20 protein-coding genes and 1 tRNA gene are annotated in these 21,325 nt (G+C 68.4%); 16 read left to right on the forward strand and 5 right to left on the reverse strand.

Translation table 11 applies throughout. The features are described 5' to 3' along the window. Position 1 precedes the first annotated feature (1 nt). The 3 genes from CJEDD_RS03750 (at position 2) to CJEDD_RS03760 (ending at position 2,191) form a co-directional block, all read left to right on the forward strand. Positions 2-640 carry a GNAT family N-acetyltransferase gene (locus CJEDD_RS03750; protein WP_042407933.1) on the forward strand — a complete coding sequence of 213 codons (639 nt, stop codon included), beginning with the start codon at positions 2-4 and terminating at the stop codon, positions 638-640. 126 nt (positions 641-766) lie between these two features. Beyond that, positions 767-2,047 (forward strand): divisome protein SepX/GlpR, encoded by a 1,281-nt coding sequence (gene sepX / locus CJEDD_RS03755; protein WP_157034492.1) that lies wholly within the window; start codon positions 767-769, stop codon positions 2,045-2,047. Positions 2,048-2,118: 71 nt separating this feature from the next. Further along, positions 2,119-2,191, forward strand: a tRNA-Ala gene (locus tag CJEDD_RS03760). Positions 2,192-2,672: 481 nt separating this feature from the next. On the opposite strand, the gene CJEDD_RS03765 is transcribed toward CJEDD_RS03760, so the two are convergent. Continuing rightward, on the reverse strand, positions 2,673-4,286 hold the full coding sequence (locus CJEDD_RS03765; RefSeq protein WP_042407927.1) for a cation:proton antiporter family protein: 1,614 nt from the start codon (positions 4,284-4,286) through the stop codon (positions 2,673-2,675). A 78-nt stretch (positions 4,287-4,364) separates the two neighbouring features. After that, a protein-coding gene (locus CJEDD_RS03770) for an IS3 family transposase (RefSeq protein ID WP_157034491.1) occupies positions 4,365-5,587 on the reverse strand; the annotation gives its coding sequence in 2 pieces (ribosomal slippage) (positions 4,365-5,311 and positions 5,311-5,587; 1,224 coding nt in all). A 74-nt stretch (positions 5,588-5,661) separates the two neighbouring features. On the opposite strand from CJEDD_RS03770, the gene CJEDD_RS03775 reads away from it, so the two are divergent. Then, complete coding sequence (locus tag CJEDD_RS03775) at positions 5,662-5,805, forward strand: hypothetical protein (RefSeq protein WP_198133004.1); 144 nt, start codon at positions 5,662-5,664, stop codon at positions 5,803-5,805. Positions 5,806-5,834: 29 nt separating this feature from the next. On the opposite strand, the gene CJEDD_RS03780 is transcribed toward CJEDD_RS03775, so the two are convergent. After that, on the reverse strand, positions 5,835-6,443 hold the full coding sequence (locus tag CJEDD_RS03780; RefSeq protein WP_042407919.1) for a DNA-3-methyladenine glycosylase I: 609 nt from the start codon (positions 6,441-6,443) through the stop codon (positions 5,835-5,837). 52 nt (positions 6,444-6,495) lie between these two features. Between CJEDD_RS03780 and CJEDD_RS03785 the strand changes: the two genes are divergently transcribed. Together CJEDD_RS03785 and CJEDD_RS03790 are read left to right on the forward strand one after the other, a co-directional pair. Then, a complete protein-coding gene (locus CJEDD_RS03785) occupies positions 6,496-6,903 on the forward strand; it encodes a DoxX family protein (protein ID WP_042407916.1) in 408 nt (135 codons plus the stop codon). Then, positions 6,896-7,531 (forward strand): zf-HC2 domain-containing protein, encoded by a 636-nt coding sequence (locus CJEDD_RS03790; protein WP_042407912.1) that lies wholly within the window; start codon positions 6,896-6,898, stop codon positions 7,529-7,531. Before CJEDD_RS03785 ends, CJEDD_RS03790 begins: the two co-directional genes overlap by 8 nt. A gap of 25 nt (positions 7,532-7,556) precedes the next feature. Here the strand turns inward: CJEDD_RS03790 and CJEDD_RS03795 are convergent, their stop codons facing one another. Next, positions 7,557-9,116: a dolichyl-phosphate-mannose--protein mannosyltransferase gene (locus CJEDD_RS03795; protein WP_232297729.1), complete on the reverse strand. Its 1,560-nt coding sequence runs from the start codon at positions 9,114-9,116 to the stop codon at positions 7,557-7,559. 124 nt (positions 9,117-9,240) lie between these two features. Here CJEDD_RS03795 and rsmI point away from each other — a divergent pair, with 124 nt between their 5' ends. Both rsmI and metG read left to right on the forward strand, forming a co-directional pair. Further along, complete coding sequence (gene rsmI / locus CJEDD_RS03800) at positions 9,241-10,146, forward strand: 16S rRNA (cytidine(1402)-2'-O)-methyltransferase (RefSeq protein ID WP_081764551.1); 906 nt, start codon at positions 9,241-9,243, stop codon at positions 10,144-10,146. Positions 10,147-10,260: 114 nt separating this feature from the next. Then, positions 10,261-12,117 carry a methionine--tRNA ligase gene (gene metG, locus CJEDD_RS03805; RefSeq protein ID WP_042407903.1) on the forward strand — a complete coding sequence of 619 codons (1,857 nt, stop codon included), beginning with the start codon at positions 10,261-10,263 and terminating at the stop codon, positions 12,115-12,117. A gap of 188 nt (positions 12,118-12,305) precedes the next feature. Here the strand turns inward: metG and CJEDD_RS03810 are convergent, their stop codons facing one another. Continuing rightward, positions 12,306-12,698 (reverse strand): DUF3806 domain-containing protein, encoded by a 393-nt coding sequence (locus CJEDD_RS03810; RefSeq protein WP_273657631.1) that lies wholly within the window; start codon positions 12,696-12,698, stop codon positions 12,306-12,308. A gap of 12 nt (positions 12,699-12,710) precedes the next feature. On the opposite strand from CJEDD_RS03810, the gene CJEDD_RS03815 reads away from it, so the two are divergent. From CJEDD_RS03815 to CJEDD_RS03850, 8 genes are all read left to right on the forward strand, one after another. Beyond that, positions 12,711-13,547, forward strand: coding sequence for a TatD family hydrolase (locus CJEDD_RS03815; RefSeq protein WP_273657632.1), 837 nt, complete (start codon positions 12,711-12,713; stop codon positions 13,545-13,547). 97 nt (positions 13,548-13,644) lie between these two features. Continuing rightward, on the forward strand, positions 13,645-14,796 hold the full coding sequence (locus CJEDD_RS03820) for a resuscitation-promoting factor (protein ID WP_042409134.1): 1,152 nt from the start codon (positions 13,645-13,647) through the stop codon (positions 14,794-14,796). Beyond that, positions 14,797-15,660, forward strand: a complete 864-nt coding sequence (gene rsmA, locus CJEDD_RS03825; protein ID WP_042409137.1) for a 16S rRNA (adenine(1518)-N(6)/adenine(1519)-N(6))-dimethyltransferase RsmA — start codon at positions 14,797-14,799, stop codon at positions 15,658-15,660. Then, complete coding sequence (locus CJEDD_RS03830) at positions 15,650-16,597, forward strand: 4-(cytidine 5'-diphospho)-2-C-methyl-D-erythritol kinase (RefSeq protein ID WP_042409139.1); 948 nt, start codon at positions 15,650-15,652, stop codon at positions 16,595-16,597. Before rsmA ends, CJEDD_RS03830 begins: the two co-directional genes overlap by 11 nt. A gap of 42 nt (positions 16,598-16,639) precedes the next feature. After that, positions 16,640-17,335 (forward strand): exonuclease domain-containing protein, encoded by a 696-nt coding sequence (locus CJEDD_RS03835; protein ID WP_081764587.1) that lies wholly within the window; start codon positions 16,640-16,642, stop codon positions 17,333-17,335. Between the two features lie 12 nt (positions 17,336-17,347). Continuing rightward, on the forward strand, positions 17,348-19,144 hold the full coding sequence (locus CJEDD_RS03840; RefSeq protein ID WP_042409141.1) for an ABC-F family ATP-binding cassette domain-containing protein: 1,797 nt from the start codon (positions 17,348-17,350) through the stop codon (positions 19,142-19,144). An 89-nt stretch (positions 19,145-19,233) separates the two neighbouring features. Then, a complete protein-coding gene (locus CJEDD_RS03845) occupies positions 19,234-20,466 on the forward strand; it encodes an NRAMP family divalent metal transporter (protein ID WP_042409145.1) in 1,233 nt (410 codons plus the stop codon). 2 nt (positions 20,467-20,468) lie between these two features. Continuing rightward, positions 20,469-21,251 (forward strand): putative hydro-lyase, encoded by a 783-nt coding sequence (locus CJEDD_RS03850; protein WP_042409146.1) that lies wholly within the window; start codon positions 20,469-20,471, stop codon positions 21,249-21,251. Positions 21,252-21,325 lie beyond the last annotated feature (74 nt).

Here is a 21,325-nt window from a genome sequence, read left to right on the forward strand (position 1 = left end):
GATGTTTCGCCCGCCCACCCCGGGCTGGCCCGAGGCGACGCCGAGCATCACGCTTCTCGACGGCGTGACCGTGCGCCTGCGCCCCCTCACCAGCCGCGACGGGGCGGACTGGTCGGGCACGAGGATCGTCGATAAGCAATGGCTCAAGCCCGTCGAGCCGACGGTCGACGGCGACTGGGACGCCGCCCACAGCCGGGCCGCGTGGCGCAGCACGTGGCTGAACCTCAAGCAGCTCGCGGGGCAGGGGACCGTGGTGCCGCTGGTTATCGAGGTGGATGGCGCGTTTGCCGGGCAGGTGACGATGGGCAACATCCAGCACGGCATCGTCTCCGAGTGCTGGATCGGCTACTGGGTGCACTCGCCGTACATGGGGCGCGGCGTGGCCACGGCCGCGTGCGCGCTCGGCGTCGACCACGGCTTCGGGCGCGTGGGCCTGCACCGCATCACGGCGACGTACCTGCCGGACAATCCGGCGTCCGGCAAGGTGCTCGCCGCCAACGGGTTCCGCGAGGAGGGGTTCTTGCGGCGCAACCTGCACATCGACGGGCAGTGGCGCGGCCACGTCTTCGTGGCACTCAACGCCGACGACTACCCGCTCACCGCCGTCGAGCGGCTGCGGGCGGCGGGCAGGATCCGCTAGGACTGCGCCCGCGCGGAATTTCCGCCGCGTGCTGCGGCGCGCCACACCTGCCCGCGCCGTGTTGGCCGATACCGTTGACACCTGATTACTGGGTGCACGAAAATCGCGGAAAGGTGGCTACTCCCCATGGGCAGCCCGAGCTTAATGATCGTCCTGATCCTCGTCGTCTGGGTCATCGTCCTGGCCCCGCTCATGTTCGGCAACAACAAGCCGATCCGGCGCTCCGGCGAGGGCTACGAGGAAACGCGCGTGCTGCACGAGGGCGGCACCGCGCCCATGGCCTCGCGTCGCCGCCCGAAGCTCACGGCGGCGGACATCCACCGCCACGGCGACGCCGACGGCGCGGACTACGAGGTCGTCGAGGCCACCGCCGAGGAGGAGGGCGTGCTTATCGACGACGCCCCCGCCCTGCGCACCATCTTCCGCCGCGGCGCCGCCGCAGACACCGACACCGATACCGACGCCGATACAGACGCAGCAGCTGCGACCAGCACCGTCGAGGGCGAGTTGATCGAACACATCGAGGACGAGCAGGACGAGGCTGCCGGCGGCTCGACCAAGGTCTCGGCCGCGAAGGCCACGTCCGGCTCGACGGTGGCCAAGCTCGAGGGCGGCTCCACCGTCGTCGCGCGGGCGGACGACGCATCCGCCGCCGAGGACGCCTCAGACGAAGAGGGTGTCGAGGACCGCTACGAGCTCGACGAGTCGTTCACCTCCGCCGAGGATTACGGCTACGCCTCCGCACGCGGCGCTGAGAAGACCGATGCACCGGTCGCGGAGCAGGCCGATACCGACGCCGAAGCGGACGCGGCTGACACCACCACGCGTCGCAACGTGGAGCCCGCGTCTGCCGGCGAGGCGAGCGAGGCCGGCAAGGCAAGCGAGGCCGACGAGGCCGACATCGCCTTCGCGGCGTCGCGCCGCGGCCGCGGCGGCTACGACCCGGAGCGCGAGAAGAAGACGGCGGCGGACCGGTTCAACCGCCGCCAGCGCACGCTGCTCGGGCTCATTGCGGCGTGCGTGGTCACGTTCGTCATCGCGTTCGTGTCCGGCGGATGGACGTGGGTCCTGCCGCTGCTCTCGCTCGGCCTCACTGTCTGGTTCATGGTCGCGCTGCGCAAGGTGGTGCTGCAGGAGCGCGCGCTCCACGAGCAGCGCCTGCGCCAGCTGCGCCGCGCCCGCATGGGCGTGGCCACCGCCGAGGACGGCAACCGTGCCCGGGACGCGCGCCTGCGCGCCGGTTCCGTGGTGCTCGACCTCGATGACGACAGCCCCGATTTCGACGCGCTCCCGGCGACCCGCGCGCACGCCGACCGCGAGGACCGCGCGGACGGTGCGAGCCGCCTCGGCCGGGACTTCGACGCGGAGGACGGCTACCTCGGCGGGTACGGCACCCGCGCGAGCTAGCGCCGAATACCGTCCTTACGCTGGCGATTTAACCTCAGCGATGGGAAGGAGTAACCTTTCCAAACAGCCGAGGGGCTATAGCTCAGTTGGTAGAGCGTCGCGTTCGCAATGCGAAGGTCAGGGGTTCGATTCCCCTTAGCTCCACAATTCGATAAAACCCCTGGTCGTGATTGGCCAGGGGTTTTGTTGTATCTGCCCTGGTAGGTGCACTATTCCTTTGTTGCCACACGTTGCCATGTGTTGCCGTGGTATGAAGTCTCGTTCGACGCTGTACGGGCGCATTGGCCGAGATGATTACGGGTCGGAGCGCTGTGGCCCGCGCGTGAGGTGGGGTTGTCTGCTCACCAGCTTACCGCGACGCGCGGACATTTGGCACAGTCTTTTTGCCGCTTGCGTATGCTGCGTGCGCGCACGTGGCTATCCGCGGCTGTGATATCGACGGCTGCGCCGCATTCCGTGTCGCCAGGTAAGGCCCCCGCGCAGGTTTAGCCTTGGTACGAGACGCTGACCCTGGCAGCTGACGTCGAGACCGACGAGGGGCATGGAAGTCTCGACAGCCCATGCCTTTGGGTGCAGAAACTGTCTCGGTCGGCAAAGTCCAGAGGTATGTGCGGTGACGTGCGCCCTATTCCGCAGCACCTCCTGCGACGCGCAGGCGGCGCTGCTCATTTGCGGTGAAGGTCCGCTCAGCAAGTGACTCACCGGCGCCCCCTTGCAGGTGGACGACGACGTCGAGACCGAGCTCTTCGAGTTCTTCGACGTCCTCGCGGTACATGGCGACAGTACTGATCGTGCACTCATCAGCGTTGATGCGGGAAGCGTAAATTTGCTTTACTGATTCCAGGTTGGCGTGTTGGGCCGGCATGGCGAGCATGATCATGTCGATCTGGTGGCTGTCTTTGACGCGTTCCCAGAAGTCGACGTCCGTAGCGTCTCCTTCTACCACGTTGTAGCCACGTTCCTGCAGGTGGCGGACGCGAGCTGTGTCGTGCTCCACGCCAAGGACCCGCACACCGTAGACCTCAGTCAGCTCGGTGTAGCAGGCGATGCCGAGGCGGCCAACGCCCAGGACGAGTGCGTGGGCGTCGCCAAGCTCGATGGGGCGATCCCCCGGATGGATTTTGTGCGGCGGGCGTGTGGGTAAACGCTTGGCCAAGCGGGTGGTGCGCGAAACGCTCTGTGGGTTAAGAATTGCCGAGATGACGAAGCTGAGCGAGACGGCAAGCACCAGGGAAAGCATCCACCGTTGATTCAACCAGCCATCTTTGACACCAAGTGCGGCGATGATCAGGGCAAACTCTGAGTAATTGGAAAGCAAGAGCGCCGCAAGCACCGAGGTGCGGTTGCGTAGGCCCAGGCCCCAGAGGATTGCCCAGTAGGCGACGGCTTGCAAGGGCAGGAGTAGGAGAAGTAATCCAGCGTCGAGCATGTTTTGCCAGTTCGGCAGCCCGAGGAAGCCAATGTTGACGAAGAATCCGACAAGCAGCAGCTCTTTCAGTGTGAACAGTGAGTGGCTGAGTTGCTCAGCCCCCGAAGAACGGGAGAGCACGACGCCCATGATGAGGGCGCCGAGGCTGCCGGAAAGACCGACCCACTCAAAAAGGGCGTAGCCGGGCAGCAGAGCCATGACGATCCCGAAAAGCGCCCCCAATTCGCCGTGGCCAAGCTTGTACCAGCGACGCGTGATCAAAGCGAGCAGCGGCACGATAACGACGAGCCCCAGGGCCGCCAAGCGCGGTGGTTCGCCGCGCAGGATGCTCATGAAGGCGACGGCGAGAATGTCCTGCATAATCAGCACGCCCACGCAGATATTGCCGTAGAGCGCCTGCTCATCGCCGCGGTCCTGCAAGATTTTGATCACGACGATGGTGCTAGAAAAGCTCAAGACCAGGGCGACGTTGACGGCAATCGAGAAGGACGCGGGACCGAAAGCGCCGAGCGCGCCGAGTGCGGTGATGAATCCCGCGCCAACAATCGTCATGACCAAGGCGTGGGCTCCGGCGGTGAGCCACACGGCCTTATCCGTCAATGCGCGCAAATCCAGGCGCAGGCCAATGGCGAAGAGCATGAGGGTGACGCCGATGTCGGCGAAGAGATCGAGAGCCTCGACGTGCGCGACGCCGCTGGCGTTGAGGATGAACCCGGCCGCCAGAAACCCGATAAGTGGTGGGAGGCGGACAGCCCATGCGATCAGCCCGCAGCCAAACACGACAGCAAGGTAGGTCAACAGCAGTTCCATACAGAGCAGTCTGCCTTATGTAGGGTTAAGCGACAAAATGTGTGCTTTTGAAACGTCCTGGGTTTGGTTCCGCTTCTTTTACGGCCCTGTGTTGATGGGCTCGGTGAGATAGTACTCGGTTTCTACTTCTTGTGGGGTGGCGTAGTCCAACGCCTCGTGAAGACGTTTGGTGTTCCACCAGTGCACCCACCGCAGGGTGGCTAGCTCGACTTCTCCTACTGATGTCCACGGGCCTTGAGGATGGATAAGTTCAGCCTTGTAGCGACCGTTAACTGTCTCGGCCGGCGCGTTGTCATAGGAATCTCCGACTGTGCCGACACTCGGCCGGATCTCGGCTTCGGCCAGTGCGGTGGAGTATTTCAGTGACACGTACTGACTTCCCCGGTCACTGTGGTGTATCAGCTGGTCGCCGTGGATTCGCCCTGCAGTCGTTAACGCATGTTCCAGTGCCTCCATCGGCAGCGCATCAGTGCGCATCGTAGATCGGGTGGCAACACCGACTATTTTGCGGCTGTAGACGTCAATGACAAACGCGGTGTAGGCGAATCCTGACAGGGTACGAACATAGGTAATGTCGGCGACCCAAAGTCGCCCAGGTGCTGTGGCCCGGAAGTTTCGCTGCACAAGATCCGGACGATGATCCGGCACCTTAGGGCTGATCGTGGTCACCGGGGTGCGTCCACGTCGTCGACCAGACACACCTGCAAGTTTCATCAGGCGTGCGGTCTTGTCGCGGCCGATATGAAAGCCCTCACGGTTCATGGCGTGCCACATCTTGCGGATGCCGTAGACCGAGAAGTTTTCCGCATGGACGCGCTGAATCTCTGGGATAAGCAGGCTATCGCTTAAGGCCCTCGCACTCGGGGCGCGGGTGGTGGCTTTACGGTAGCCGCGGGAGGTGATGAATCCACGGTCTGCTTGTTTCAGAACACGGCAGATGGCCTCGACCCCAAATTGCTCCTTGTACTCGTCGATGTAGGAGATCATCTGGTCGTGGGTCGGTCGAGTTCCGCCGCGAAAAAAGCCGAGGCAGTCTTGAGGATTCCGTTGGCTCGTTTCAGCTCGCGGTTTTCCCGGCGTAGCCGTTTGAGCTCTTCTTCCATGGTTTCGCCACCTGTTGGTGCCGTCTGCTCATGGGCGACGCTGTCACGGTACCAGGCGCGTAACGTGTGGTGGGACACGCCAAGGAGCTCTCCGACTTCCTCGTACGCGCGTTGCCGTGAGCAGGACTCCAGACGGACCATCTCTAGGACTTGATGGATCGCCTTCTCCTTGAATTCGGCGGAATACTTTCTGGGCATAGTGCCAATCCTTCCTTAGCAGAGGTAGGAACTAAACCCAGGACGCTTCAATCGCCGCCGGCCTGCTCACGTTCGTGTGGGAGACCGCCTGGTTCGACATCGTTGTCGGCGCGATCATCGCCGCCATCAACCTCTCGGCTGCCAAGGAAGTTTGGGAGGCCTCCCGCGAGGAGCACGACTCCGTCGAGGACGCCTTCGCGGACACGGACGACGATTAAACGCCGCCTAAACGCCGCCTAGACGCCGCTTAGACCCACACCCCGGATGCGCCGCGGCGCCACGTGCCCACCAGGTTGGTGTCGATGATGCCGGTGGATTCCATCAGCGCGTACATGGTCACCGGCCCCACAAAGGTGAAGCCGCGCTTCTTCAAATCCTTCGCCAGCTGCTCGGACTCCGCCGAGCGTGTCGGCACCTCCGCCATCGTGCGCGGCACCGGCGTGTTCGCCGGCTGGTAGGACCACACGAACTCGCCCAGGTGCGTGCCCTGTTCCCGCAGGTTGAGCGTTGCCTGGGCGTTTTTCACTGCTGCTTCGAGTTTGCGCCGGTTGCGGATCAAGGAAGCGTCGTCAAGCAAATGCTCGATGCTCATGCCTGCGACCTCCTCCGGGTTAAAACCGCGGAACGCCGCACGCAGAGCCTCGCGCTTCTGCAGGATCAGCCGCCACGACAGCCCCACCTGGAAGCCCTCGAGGCAGACGCGTTCAAACATGCCCTGCTCGTCGGTGACGGGCATGCCCCATTCGGTGTCGTAATACTCGCGCAAGAGGGGGTCGGTGGCGGCCCACGGCGGGCGCGCGAGCCCGTCGGGTCCGATGATTGGTGATCCTGGTGGTGTCGTGTTCGGTTCAGTCATACGTATCAGACTCGAATTTTGGCGTCTCGGTTCCCCGGGTACGCTCGTTGGCATGAATAGGCCCGCCGTCCGCGACTTCGCGCTGCTCCTGCTCCGCCTCGTGCTCGGCGCGGTGTTCGTCGCCCACGGCTACCAGCACTGGTTCGACGCGGGGATGAGCGCCACCGGCCGCGAGTTCGCGGACCTGGGCGTGCCCCAGCCGCAGCTGTCCGCCTATCTTACGGGCACGGTGGAGCTTATCGGGGGCGCGTTCCTCGCCATCGGGCTGCTCACCACGATTGCGGCGTCGCTGCTCGCGCTGCTCGCCCTCGCCGCGACCTACTTTGTGCACCTGGGCAACGGGTTTTTCGTCGCGGACGGCGGGGTGGAGTACACGCTCGTGCTCGCTGCGTCGCTGTTCATGATCGTCGTCTTCGGCACCGGCCGCGCGAGCCTCGACGGAGTGCTCACGCGTGATTAGCCACGAGGAGATCCAGGCGGCGCTTTCGTCGCGTATCGACGGCGAACCTACCGGCCTCGACGACGCCATCGTCGACGCGCACGTCTCCGGCTGCGACGAGTGCCGCGCGTTTCTCGACCGCTCGCTCGCCCTCGACCGCCAGCTGCACGCCGGGTCGCCCGCGCAGCTCGCCCCGCCGGTAGACCTGTCCGCGGCGATCCTGGCCGGCGTGGACGACGAGTGGCGCCGGTTCTCCCGCCGCCGCGAGCTCGGTCTCGCGGTGGGCAGGATCGCGCTGGTGACCATGGCGGCGGTGTGGGTGGTCTGGGCGGTGCGCCTCATTGTCTCGGGCGGGGAGGAGCCGGTGATCGCGTCGACGGCGTCGGTACGCTTCGGCGTCGCGCTCGCCCTCGGCTTCACCGCGTGGCGCCCGCAGCAGATCCCGGGCGTGCTGCTCATCGTGGGCACGATGTTCACGTTCACGCTCGGCTTCGCGGTGCGCGACGCCGTGCTGGGAATGGGGCAGTTCGAGCTCGCCGGCGTGCTCGTGCCGCTGCTCAGCCTCGCGGCACTCGTGTGGACCTGGGTGGCCGACCGCGGCGGTGCGTGGCGCAGGGCGTGGCGGATGCTCGACGCGAACCCGAGCTAGCTCCCCGGCCGCGCCCGTGCCAGGGCTACTTCCAGCTCGGCAGCCACATGATGGACTCGTACCAGGAATCCGGGATCATGTAGCCGTAGAGGATCGGGGACCAGTAGAGGAAGCTGGCCACCACAAGCGCGATGTAGACGATCACCGCGAGCTGCCCCCAGCGCAACTCCACGCCAGCGAGCTTGTTCACCCAGCTCCACGTCACCGGCCCGCCCTTCTGGGCGACGTTGCCCAGCATGAGCGCGATGAGGACGATGGTGAACGGCACGAGCGCGGTGGCGTAGAAGAAGTACATCTGGCGGTCGAACGCGGCCAGCCACGGCAGGAAGCCCGCGGCGAAGGCGATCACCGGCACGATCACCCGGTAGTCCTTGCGGGTGAGCCACACGTAGCACGCCCAGAGCAGCACCGGGACGGTGAGCCACCAGATGGCGGGGGTGCCAAACATGTAGATCATCTCCCGGCACTTCCCGTCGCCGGACGCCATGGAGCAGTCCAAGTCGGTGGCGGAGTAGTAGAGGATCGGGCGCGCGGAGACAAGCCACGCCCACGGCTTGGAGTCCCACGGGTGGTGGTGGCCCGAGGACGACGTCAGCGACGCGTGGAATTTGAGCACCGAGAGGTGGTAGTACAGCCAGCCGGCGACCGGCTCGGGCAGGTTCTCCAGCCACGGCCACTCGGAGCCGGCGATGGTGCCGTCGGACAGCGAGTGGCGGTACACCGAGGTCTCGGAGGCGAACCAGGCGCGCCAGGACCAGAGGTAGAGCACCACGGGCACGAGGACGAGGGACGCGAGGGCCGGAGGGACGTCGCGAAGCAGCGTGCCCGCAATCGGCTTCTCAACGCCGTAGCGGCGGCGCAAGAAGAGATCCCAGAACGAGGAGAGCAGGCCGAAGAACATGATCAGGCCCGACCACTTCACCGACAGTGAGAGGCCGAGCAGCACGCCGGTGGCGAAGCGCCACCAGCGGAAGCCCAGGCGCGGGCCGTACGGGCCGGCGGTCTCGAGCTTGCCGGCGAGCCACGCATCGTGCCAGCGCTCGTGTACCTGGCGCATGTCACCGGCAATGGTCCACGCGGCCATGACGATGAAGAGCACCTGGAAGACGTCGAGCATGCCGAACTTCGCGGACACGAGCAGCACGCCGTCGCACAGCGCGATGACGCCGGCGAGGACGGCGATGCTGGTGGACTGGCTCACGCGCCGGGCGAGCAGGAATGTGAAGACGATGACGGCGACGCCGAACAGCGCGGTCATGATGCGCCAGCCGAGCGGGGTGTAGCCGAAGACCGTCTCGCCCATGGCGAGCAGCTGCTTGCCCAGCGGCGGGTGCACGACGAGGCCGTAGGCGGGGTTGGACTCGATGCCGCCGAGGACCGGGTTGAACCGGTCGCGCACCATGTCCCAGCCCTGCGGCACGTAGTGCTTCTCGTCGAAGACAGGGGTGCCGGAGCTTGTCGGCTCGGTCAGCCCGAGGAAGCGCGTGAAGGCCGCGAGCAAGCCGATGACCGTCACGGCGACGGTGTCGCGCCGCGTCCAGGGGGTGGTCACCGGCGCGCTCGGGGCGGGCCGCTTCGGGTGCAGCCCGCTTGCTGCGCCGACAGCCGCCGCACCGGGTGCGTGGTCCGGTCCGTTGGTTTCGTGTGCTGTGCTCGCGATAGTGGTCACGGACGAAGATACTAGCGCCTGGCGCGTATGCTTTACCTCTATGTCCGCCCCGCACGATTCCTTCGCCACCGAGGCCGACGCCGCGGCCGGTACCGAGGCCGATGTCGCGGCGTCGCTCCCGCCGACCGGGATCGTGCTCGCGGCCACCCCGCTGGGCAACATCGCGGACGCCTCGCCGCGCCTCGCCCACGCGCTCGGCAGCGCGGACGTCGTCGCCGCGGAGGACACCCGCCGCACCCGGGCGCTCGCCGCCGCGCTCGAGGTGGAGATCACCGGGCGCGTCGTGTCCAACTTCGACCACAACGAGGACGCCCGCGCGCAGGACCTCCTCGACGCGGCGCGCACCGGCACCGTCCTCGTGGTCACCGACGCCGGCATGCCGCTCGTCTCCGACCCCGGCCACTCCATCGTCGCCGCCGCGCACGACGCGGGCGTCCCGGTCACCTGCATCCCCGGGCCGTCGGCGGTGACCACGGCGCTCGCGCTGTCCGGCCTCAACGTCGGACACTTCATCTTCGACGGCTTCGCGCCCCGCAAGCCCGGCGCGCGCCGGGCGTGGCTCGAGTCGCTCGCGGGCGAGCGCCGCGCCGTGTGCTGCTTCGAGTCCCCGCACCGCATTGAGCAGTTGCTTATCGACGCCGCCAGCGTCCTCGGCCGCGACCGCCGCGCCGCGGTGTGCCGCGAGCTGACCAAGACGTACGAGGAGGTCAAGCGCGGCACCCTCGGCGAGCTGGCCGAGTGGGCGGCCGGGGGCGTGCGCGGGGAGATCACGCTCGTCATCGAGGGCGGGGAGACCGAGCAGCGCGAGCCGGAGGATTTGGTCGGGCAGGTGGCGGAGCTCGTCGATACGGGCGAGCGCCTCAAGGACGCGGTGAAACGGGTGGCCAAGGAGCACGGCGTGAAGGTGGGGGACCTCTACGACGCGGCGCTCGCGGCGCGGGGGTAGGGGTCGGGCACGCCTCGCGTGCCTCAAGCCGCGCGCGAAGTAGCGAATTTCGCTTGACGACGCCCTCCGGTTTCGGCCCCGCCGGCATTTCCGTGCCGCGCGGGGCCATAACTTATGCTGGTTGGCATGACTGCTGCTGAGACCAACCAAAACGTTCTTGTGTGCGTTGCCTGGCCGTACGCCAACGGCCCGCGCCACATCGGCCACGTCGCCGGCTTCGGCGTGCCCTCCGACGTCTTCGCCCGCTACCAGCGAATGACCGGCAAGAACGTGCTCATGGTCTCCGGTACCGACGAGCACGGCACGCCCCTGCTCGTGCAGGCGGACAAGGAAGGCGTGACCGTCAAGGAGCTCGCGGACCGCTACAACGCCCAGATCGTTGAGGACCTCGCTGGCCTCGGCCTGTCCTACGACCTGTTCACCCGCACCACCACCCGCAACCACTACGCGGTGGTGCAGGAGCTGTTCCGGGGCCTCAACGACAACGGCTACATGGTCAAGGAGACCACGAAGGGTGCGATCTCGCCGTCGACAGGCCGTACGCTCCCGGACCGCTACATCGAGGGCACCTGCCCGATCTGCGGCGCCACCGACGCCCGCGGCGACCAGTGCGACACCTGCGGCAACCAGCTCGACCCGGCGGACCTGATCAACCCGGTGTCCAAGATCAACGGCGAGACCCCGGAGTTCATCGAGACCGAGCACTACATGCTCGACCTGCCCGCGCTGCACGGCGCGCTCGAAGCGTGGCTGTCCACCCGCGAGGACTGGCGCCCGAACGTGCTGAAGTTCTCGCTCAACCTGCTCGAGGACATGCGCCCGCGTGCGATGACGCGCGACATCGACTGGGGCATCCCGATCCCGGTGGAGGACTGGCAGGACAACCCGTCGAAGAAGCTCTACGTCTGGTTCGACGCCGTGGTGGGCTACCTGTCCGCCTCCATCGAGTGGGCCCACCGCTCCGGCAACCCGGACGCGTGGAAGGACTTCTGGCAGGACCCTGCCACGCCCGGCTACTACTTCATGGGCAAGGACAACATCACGTTCCACTCCCAGATCTGGCCCGCGGAGCTGCTCGGTTACGCCGGCAAGGGCTCGAAGGGCGGCGAGGCCCACGAGCTCGGCGAGCTGAACCTGCCCACCGAGGTCGTCTCTTCCGAGTTCCTCACCATGTCCGGCTCGAAGTTCTCCTCGTCGAAGGGCGTGGTCATTTACGTCAAGGACTTCCTCAAGGAGTTCGGCCCCGACCCGCTGCGCTACTTCATCGCCGTCGCCGGCCCGGAGAACAACGACACCGACTTCACCTGGGACGAGTTCGTTCGCCGCGTGAACAACGAGCTGGCCAACGGGTGGGGCAACCTGGTCAACCGCACCGTGTCCATGGCGCACAAGAACTTCGGGCAGGTCCCCGTGCCGGGCGAGCTTGAAGACGCCGACGAGCGCATCCTCGCCCTCGCCGCCGAGACGTTCGACACGGCCGGCGCCGACCTGGCGAAGGCGCACTTCAAGGCCGCCATCACGAAAGTCATGCACGTTGTCGGCGAGGCCAACGCTTACATCGCGGAGCAGGAGCCGTGGAAGCTGGCGAAGGACGATGCCCAGCGCGAGCGCCTGGCCACCGTGCTGTGGACCGCGCTGCAGGTGGTCAGCGACTGCAACGCCATGCTCACCCCGTTCCTCCCGCACACCGCCCAGAAGGTGCACGAGACCCTCGGCCGCACCGGGGTGTGGGCCGCCGAGCCGCGCGTGGAGGAGGTTGTGGACGACGCGGACTACAACCTCGTCGGCGTCGGCCTGCCCGAGAAGGGGCAGACCTACCTCACCATCACCGGCGACTACACCCAGCAGCAGGCCGTGTGGCAGCGCGTGGACGCCGTCCCCGGTACGCCGCTTGCGAAGCCGGAGCCGCTCATCGCGAAGCTCGACCCGGAGCTCGGCGAGACCGGCCCGGAGTGGGCGCCGGTGCAGTAGGGGGTCGGCGGCGGGCGACGTCCGAGCCCGGGTCGGCGCCCCAGTTCGGCAGATCCAGCTACCAGGACCCAGCTAATCGCCATCCAGAGCCGATTAGCTGGGTCTTAGTAGCTGGATCCGCGGTTTTGGGGCGGTGGGGGCGTGGTGCGGGCGTGGTGCGGGGGCGTGGTGAGGGGGCGCCGCCCGCGCTACAGGAACTGCCCGAGGAACTCCGTGAGCTTTCCGGGCTCTTCGTCCTCGAAGCGCTGGTCCACGACGACAAGCGGCGCGGTGTACTTCTCGCCGGGCCCGCCCGGGTCTTTGACGACGACGAGGTCGGTGCCGTAGGCGTCGCTAAGCAACTGCCACGAGAAGCCCTCGCGAACGAGCGCCTGGCCGAGCGCGGTGCCGTAGAGGCGCGCGGTCTCGCCGCGTGGGTAGGAGCGGCGCGCGTCGAGGGGGAGCGCGAGGTAGTCGGCGAGTTCCGCCTCGAAGGACCCGACGATGTCGGCGGGGGAGCCGTTGACGCCGCGGCCGGCGGCTTCGGCGAGGTCGGCGTCGATTTGGGTCTGGGTAGCTGAGTCGATGTCTGCAAATGCCATAGTCTGCATCGTATGAGCAAGAAGAAACCTCGTCCCACTCCCGTGCCCGCCGAGCCGATCCCCGGCCTCGTCGACGCCCACACCCACCTCGCCTCCTGCGGCGCGCGCACGCAGGAGGAGGTCGACGCAATCGTGGGCCGCGCGCTGGCCGCCGGGGTGGAGCGGATGTGCACCGTCGGCGACGGGCTCGCGGAGGCGGAGGACGCGCTCGCGGCCGCGCACATGCACGAGCGGGTGTTCGCGGCGTGCGCGATCCACCCGACGAGGGCGCTCGAGCTTGACGACGCCGCACGCGTCCGCCTCACCGCCATGGCCGCCGACGAGCGCTGCGTGGCGGTGGGGGAGACCGGCATCGACACGTACTGGCTCACCCACGACGCCGAGGGAACCGCCCCGCTCGAGGTGCAGGAGGAGGCGTTTCGCTGGCACATCGAGCTCGCCGTGGAGTCGGGCAAGGCGCTCATGATCCACAACCGGGAGGGCGACGCGGCGATGCTGCGCATCCTCGACGACGCGCCGCGACCGGAGCACGTCATCCTGCACTGCTTCTCGTCCCCGCTCGACGTGGCGCGCGAGGCGATCGAGCGCGGCTACGTGCTCAGCTTCGCCGGCAACGTCACGTTCAAGCGCAACGAGGAGCTGCGCGAGGCGGCGCGGCTCGCCCCGCCCGGGCAGCTGCTCGTGGAGACGGACGCGCCGTACATGACGCCGGAGCCGTTCCGCGGGGCGCGCAACGAGCCGTCGCTCATCGGCCACACCGCGCGCGTTCTCGCCGATGCGAGGGGCATGGAAGTGGCCGATGTGGCTCGTGAGATTGGAGAGACGTTTTCCCGGGTCTATGGGGTGTGACCTCGACACATAGGCGCGGGCAAGGCCTTGAAACCGGGCGGGCGTTACCGTATTGTTACCCGGGTTCACTCCCAGCACCGTCGTGAAGGATGCACGCATGTCCCGTCAGATGAAGCGGATCAACCCGAAGAACTCGGCAGCGAGGCGCGTCGCGGCCGGCACCGTCGCCGGCGCCGCGCTCGTCGGCGCGGCGGGCACCGCGGTGGCCGCGCAGAAGCAGGTCACCGTTGACGTCAACGGCGAGGCGCAGCACGTGCGCACCTACGCGGGGGACGTCGCGGGCGCGCTGCAGGCCGCGGGCGTCGAGGTGGCGCCGCAGGACCTCGTCTACCCGGCCCCGGAGGAGAAGCTGGCCAGCGGCGACACGGTGACGGTGCGCACCGCGAAGCCGGTCGCCGTGGTCGTCGACGGCGTGGCGCAGCAGCTCACGTCTACCGCGAGCACGGTCGGTGAGCTGCTCGATCAGGCGGGCGTGGCCGGCGCGGCGGCGCTCGACGTCGACCGTGACCAGCCGGTCACCGACGGCCTCAACGTTGCGGTGACCACGCCGAAGATCGTCGCGCTGCGCGACGGCGGCAACCTCGTCTACGTCTCCGCGGCCGCGAAGACCGTCGGTGAGCTGCTCGCCGCCCGCGGCGTCACGTTCGACTCCGACGACCGCCTCAACCACGCGCTCACCGACCCGATCACGCCGGGTATGGAGATCGTCCTCGATCGCGTGACCACGACGGACCGCCCGGAGACCGTCGTCGTCGAGGCACCGGCCGAGTACGTCGACGACGACACGCTCGACGAGGGCACCGAGAAGGTCCGCCGCGAGGCCGTGCAGGGCGAGACGAAGGTCATCCACCGCACCGTGACCGTCAACGGCGTCGTCGAGGCCGAGGGCGTCGCGGGCGAGAAGGAAGTGAAGAAGGCCAAGCCGGCCGTCATCGCGCGCGGCACGAAGAAGGCGCAGGCGGCCTCCGGCAACACGGGTGCCGCGGCCCCGTCCGTGGCCGACGGCAGCGTGTGGGACTCCATCGCTGCGTGCGAGTCCGGCGGCAACTGGGCGATCAACACCGGCAACGGCTTCCAGGGCGGCCTGCAGTTCACCCCGTCTACCTGGGCCGGCTACGGCGGCACCGCCTACGCACCGAGCGCCGACCAGGCTACCCGCGAGCAACAGATCGCCGTCGCCGAGCGCGTCCAGGCGGCACAGGGCTGGGGCGCCTGGCCGGCCTGCACCGCCCGCTTGGGCATCCGCTAGATGGCGCAGTCGCAGCTGCTCGGCCCCGCGGAGATCCGCGAGCTTGCGGCCGAGCTCGACGTCACGCCCACGAAGAAGCTGGGCCAGAACTTCCTCCACGACCCGAACACGGTGCGCATGATCGTCGCGGCGGCGGAGCTCGAGCCGGACGACGTCGTCGTCGAGGTCGGTCCCGGCCTCGGCTCGCTCACGCTCGGGCTCGTGGACACGGTCTCGCGCGTCGCCGCCCTCGAGATCGATCCGCGCCTCGCCGGCCGCCTGCCGCGCACCGTCGCCGAGCGCGCGCCGGAGTTCGCCGACCGCCTCGCCGTCATCAACACCGACGCGCTCCAGGCGCGCCGGGCCGACCTCGCCGCGGTCGGCGCAGAGCCGACGGCCCTGGTCGCCAACCTGCCCTACAACGTGTCGGTGCCGGTGCTGCTGCATTTGCTGGCGGAGCTGCCGTCGATACGCAGAGTGCTCGTCATGGTGCAAAAGGAGGTCGCCGACCGCCTCGCCGCAACGCCCGGCTCGAAGGTGTACGGCGTGCCCAGCGTCAAGGCCGCGTTCTACGGCGACGTCTCGCGCGCCGGGACGATCGGCAAAAACGTCTTTTGGCCGGCGCCGAACATCGAGTCGGGGCTCGTGCGTATCGACGTCACCTCCGGCCACCCCCGTGACCTGCGCGACGCCGTGTTCCCGCTGGTCGACGCTGCGTTCGCCCAGCGCCGCAAGACGCTGCGCTCAACGCTCGCGCCGCTCTACGGCTCGGCGGCGGACGCGGAGGAGGCGCTGCGCGCGGCCGGGATCGACCCGGGCCTGCGCGGCGAGAAGCTCACCGTGGACGACTTCGTCCGGCTCGGGGAGGCCCGCCGTGGTGCGTGAGATTGTGGCGTCCGCGCCGGGCAAGGTGAATCTCCACCTCGGCGTCGGCGAGGCGCGCGCGGACGGTTACCACGACCTGGTGAGCGTCTTCCACGCGGTGGACCGGCGCGAGACGGTGCGCCTCGCCGTCGTGGGCGAGCCGGGGGCGGGGCCTGTCGTCGAGTCGATGCGCACGACGTTTTTCGTCGACCGGCCGGGCGAGGACATCGATGGGCCGAAAAACCTCGCGTGGCGCGCCGTCGAGGCCGTCGCCGCGCGCGCGGGCGTGGCGCTGCCGAAGGTGCGCATCGAGGTGGACAAGCGCGTTTTCGTCGCCGGCGGGATGGCCGGCGGGTCCGCGGACGCCGCCGCCGCGCTCGTCGCCGCGAACGCGCTTGCCGCGGAATACGGCGCGGCGCTGCCGCCCGAGGCGCTCCACGAGTTCGCGGCCTCGCTCGGCGCGGACGTGCCGTTCGCGCTCGCCGGCGGCACCGCGCTCGGCACGGGCCGCGGCGACGAGCTCGCGCCGATGCTCTCGCGCGGCCGGCTGCACTGGGTCTTTGTCAACCCGAAGATCGGCATCCCCACCGGCGAGGCGTTCTCGCTTCTCGACGACCTCCGGCACACCAACCCCGCCCTCGTCCCGCACCTCAACACAGCGGAGCTGTCGCAGGCGCTCACCGCCGGCGACGCCACCCGCGTTGCGGCCGCGCTGCACAACGACCTCGAGGCGCCGGCGCTGCAGATGCGCCCGGTCCTGCGCGGCCTGCTCGAAGCGGCCGGTGAGGCGGGTCGCCGCGCCGTCGTCTCCGGCTCCGGGCCCACGGTCGCGGTGCTCTGCGACGACGCGGAGCACGCCCGCTGGGCCGCCGAGCACCTCGCCGCGGAGTTCGACGGGGCGGAGGTCTTCGTCGCTGAAGGGCCGGACGGGGGCGCCGTCGTCGAACGAGTGTGCTAGCCGCGCGCGGCGGCGGTCGGCGGGGCCGGTAAGGTGCCGGGCATGTCTCTGCTCGACGCCACGCGCAACTACCTCGACGGCAACACCTCCCACGTGGAGACGAGCCTCGCCGACCTCGCTGACCCAGCCGCTGCGCCCGCCGCGCCCGCGCGCAGGGGTCGGGCGGGCGCGCCGGCGAAGTGGATCCCGCGGCGCAGCGAGCTGCTGCGCGACGAGTTCGTCGCCGTCGACTTCGAAACCGCGAACCGCGTCGCCGGCGCGTCGGCGTGCCAGGTGGCGCTGGTGAAGGTCGCGGGCGGGGACGTCGTCGATACGCTGTGCACGTACCTGCGCCCGCCGGAGGAGCACATCGTCTTCGAGTTCAGCCACATCCACGGCATCGACCGCGGCGACGTCGAGGACGCGCCGAGCTGGTTCGACATCGCCGACCGGGTCGTCGAGTTCGTCGGGTCCGCGCCGGTCTACGCGCACAACGCCACGTTCGACGCGTCGGTGTGGCGCGGGCTCGACCGCTACTACTTCACCGGCACGTACCCGGAGGCGTTCTACTGCACCTGCCGCACGAGCCGCCGCCTCATGCCCGAGCTCGCGGACCACACCCTGCCCACCGTCGCCGCCTACTGCGCGCCGGGGTTCCGGCTCAACCACCACCGTGCGGATTCGGACGCGCTGGCCTGCGCGCACATCGTCGCGCAACTCCAGCGGGCGAGGGGGCTGCACGCGCTGCTGCCTGCGTAACATTGGGAGCCTATGGCTAACCTGATCAACCTGGAAAACGTCTCCAAGACGTGGGGGCTAAAAACCCTGCTTGACGGCGTCTCGCTCGGCGTGCAGTCCGGCGAGCGCATCGGCATCGTCGGCGTCAACGGCGGCGGCAAGACCACGCTGCTCGAGGTCCTCACCGGCATCGAGCCGCCGGACAGCGGCCGCGTCTCCCACACCTCCGACCTGCGCATGGCGGTGGTCACCCAGCGCTTCTCGCTTGACGACGCCCTCACGGTCGGCCAAGCCGTCGTCGAGCCACTGGGGCTGCAGACCTTCGAGTGGGCGTCGAACGCGAAGGTGCGCGAGGTGCTGCAGGGCACCGGCGTCGTCGAGCTCGGCCTGGACACGCCGGTGGGCCAGCTCTCCGGCGGGGAGCGCCGGCGCGTCAACCTCGCCGCGGCGCTCGTGCAGGACCTCGACCTCGTCGTGCTCGACGAGCCGACAAACCACCTCGACGTCGAGGGCGTGCAGTGGCTTGCCGACCACCTGTTGTCCCGCAAGGTCGCCGTCGTCGTGGTCACGCACGACCGCTGGTTCCTCGACACGGTGGCGAACCTCACGTGGGAGGTCCACGACGGCGCCGTCGACGTCTACGAGGGCGGCTACAACGACTGGACCTTCGCCCGCGCCGAGCGCGCCCGCCAGGCCGACGCCATCGAGCAGCGCCGTCAAAACCTCGCCCGCAAGGAGCTCGCCTGGCTGCGCCGCGGCGCGCCCGCGCGCACGTCGAAGCCGCGCTACCGCATCGAGGCCGCCGAGGCCCTCATCAAGGACGTGCCGCCGCCGCGCGACACCGTCGAGCTCATGGCGTTTTCGAAGCAGCGCCAAGGCCGCGTCGTCATCGAGCTCGAGGACGCGCGCATCGACGCCCCCGACGGGCGCACGCTAGTCGACCACCTCACCTGGCGCCTCGCGCCGGGCGAGCGGATCGGGCTCGTCGGCGTGAACGGTTCCGGCAAGACGACGCTGCTGCGTTCCCTCGCCGGGGAGTACCCGCTCGCGGCGGGCAAGCGCATCGAGGGCCAGACCGCGCGCATTGGCTGGCTGCGCCAGGAACTCGACGACCTCGACCCGGAGCGCCGCGTCATCGACTCGGTCGAGGACGTGGCCACCTACATCCAGCTGGGCAAGAAGGAGCTGTCCGCCTCGCAGCTCGCCGAGCGCCTCGGCTTCTCCCCGAAACGCCAGCGCACCCCCGTGCGCGACCTCTCCGGCGGCGAGCGGCGCCGCCTCCAGCTCACCCGCGTGCTCATGGCCGAGCCGAACGTCCTGCTGCTCGACGAGCCCACGAACGACCTCGACATCGACACCCTCCAGGAGCTGGAAAACCTCCTCGACTCGTGGCCTGGCACGCTCGTCGTCATCTCTCACGACCGCTACCTCATCGAGCGCATCGCCGACACCACCTACGCGCTGTTCGGCGACAGCACACTCACCAACCTGCCGGGCGGCATCCAGCAGTACCTCGACCGCCGCGCCGCGGAGTCGCAGGCCGCGGGCACGCTGGATTTGGGGGAGGAGCGTCCGGAGGTCGTCGATACGCAACCGGCCCTGAGCTCGCAGGAGGAGCGCGAGCTGCGCAAGCGGATGAACGCGCTGGAGCGAAAGATCGCGAAGGAGGACGAGCGCGCGGCGGCGCTCGAAGCCGAGATCGCGGCGCTGTCCGAGGCCGGCGACTTCGAGGCGATCGGCGCGAAGACGAAGGAGCTTTCGGCGGCGCGCGGCGCCCGCGAGGAGTACGAGATGGAGTGGCTGGAGCTGGGCGAACGCCTCGAGGGGTGACCCCTGCGCCGAAAGATGTCATCGGGGGCGCAGTGATGGCTTAATATCTCCTCCGTCACATTTTCACGCACACGAAAGGGGAGGCCACCATGACCACTCCCGCAGACGGCGGTACCACCGCCGCCAACGCCAAGCCCCCGGCCGCCGCGCGCGGCATCGGCCCGATGGTCGGCGCCATCTTCCTCATGGCCACCTCCGCCATCGGCCCGGGCTTTCTCACCCAGACCGGCAAGTTCACCATCGACCTCGGGGCGGCGTTCGCGTGCGCCATCGCGATCTCGATCATCGTGGACATCGCGATCCAGCTCAACGTCTGGCGCATCCTCGGCGTCTCGGGCCTGCGCGCAAACGAACTGGGCAACGCAATCCTCCCCGGCCTCGGCTGGGTGCTCGCCGGCCTGGTCGCGCTGGGCGGTCTCGTGTTCAACATCGGCAACGTCGGCGGCACCGGCATGGGCCTGAACATCATGTTCGGCATTGACACCCGCGTCGGCGCGGCGATCTCCACTGCCATCGCGATCGTCGTGTTCCTGTCCAAGCGCGCGGGCGTCGCCCTCGACCGCATCGTGGCGGTCCTCGGCGCGGTGATGATCGGGCTCATGATCTACGTCGCGTTCAGCTCCAACCCGCCGGTCGGCGACGCGCTGAAGCAGACCGTGGCGCCGGATCAGTTCTCCGTCCTCGCGCTGACGTCCATCACCGGCGGCACCGTCGGCGGCTACATCACGTTTGCGGGCGTGCACCGCCTCATCGACGCCGGGCACACCGGCCCCGAAAACGCCGACTACCTGTCAAAGTCCTCCGTCTCCGGCGTGATCGTCACCGGCATCATGCGCATCCTGCTCTTCCTCGCGGTGCTCGGCGTCATCGCCGGCGGCGCGGCGGTGTCCAAGGACAACGTCGGCCCGGACGTCTTCTACGCGGCCGCCGGCGAGTTCGGCCGCCGCTCCTACGGCCTTGTGCTGTGGGCGGCGGGCCTGTCCTCGGTCGTCGGCGCGTCGTTCACGTCCGTGTCCTTCATGACCAAGCAGGGCTTCGACGAAAAGAAGCGCGGCTGGATTACGGTCGGCTTCATCCTCATCTCCGCGGTGATCTTCCTGGTGCTGCAGCAGACGCCGCAGAAGCTGCTCATCTTCGCCGGCGCGTTCAACGGCATCATCCTGCCCATCGGCTTCGGTGTCGTGCTCTTCGCGGCGATCTTCCGCAAGGACTTGCTCAAGGGCTACAAGCACCCGAAGTGGCTCACTATCTTCGGCATCATCGTCTTCGCCGGCACGGTTTGGATGGGTGTTTCGTCGCTGGCCAAGCTGTCCGATCTCTAGCCATGCAGCCCTCGACCATGACCCCGGCGCAGGCGCGCGCGCTATTTCGCGAGCGCGACGTCGCCACCACCGCGGGCTACAGCGCCGGCTACGCGCAGGCCAACCTCATCGCGCTGGACAAACGCTACGCATTCGACTTCCTGCTGTTCGCCCAGCGCAACCCGAAGCCGTGCCCGATCCTCGGCGTGCTCGAGCCCGGCCAGGTCGCCTCGCCGTTGCTCGCCTGCGGCGACATCCGCACGGACATCCCCGCCTACCGCGTCTTTTCGCACGGGTCACTTATCGACGAACCAACGGACGCCACCGCCTACTGGACCGAGGACACCGTCGCGTTCCTCATCGGCTGCTCCTTTACCTTCGAGCAGGCGCTGCTTGACAACGGCGTGCCCGTCGCCCACATCGCGCAGGGCCGCAACGTGCCGATGTACCTCACCAACATCGACTGCGAACCCGCCGGGGTGTTCTCCGGGAAGATGGTCGTGTCCATGCGACCGATCCCGGCGTCGCAGGTTGCGGACGCGGTGCGCATCACGTCGCGCTACCCGGCCGTGCACGGGGCGCCGGTGCACGTGGGCGATCCGGCGTCGATAGGCATTCGCGACTTGGACGCGCCGGACTTCGGCGAGGCCGTCGACATCCCCGCCGGGACCGTGCCGGTGTTCTGGGCGTGCGGGGTGACGCCGCAGTCGATCGTCATGTCGTCGAAGCCGGAGCTGGCGATCTGCCACGCGCCGGGCAAGATGCTCGTCACTGACGCGCGCGATCTCGCCTACCAGGTTCCATAACGGGGTCGACTGTGGATAATTCGTCGCCCTCGGAGTCATGGTTATCCACAGAATTCGGGTGGGGTCTTGCGGGG

This window comes from Corynebacterium jeddahense, assembly GCF_028609865.1.
GTDB classification, from domain to species: Bacteria; Actinomycetota; Actinomycetes; order Mycobacteriales; family Mycobacteriaceae; genus Corynebacterium; species Corynebacterium jeddahense.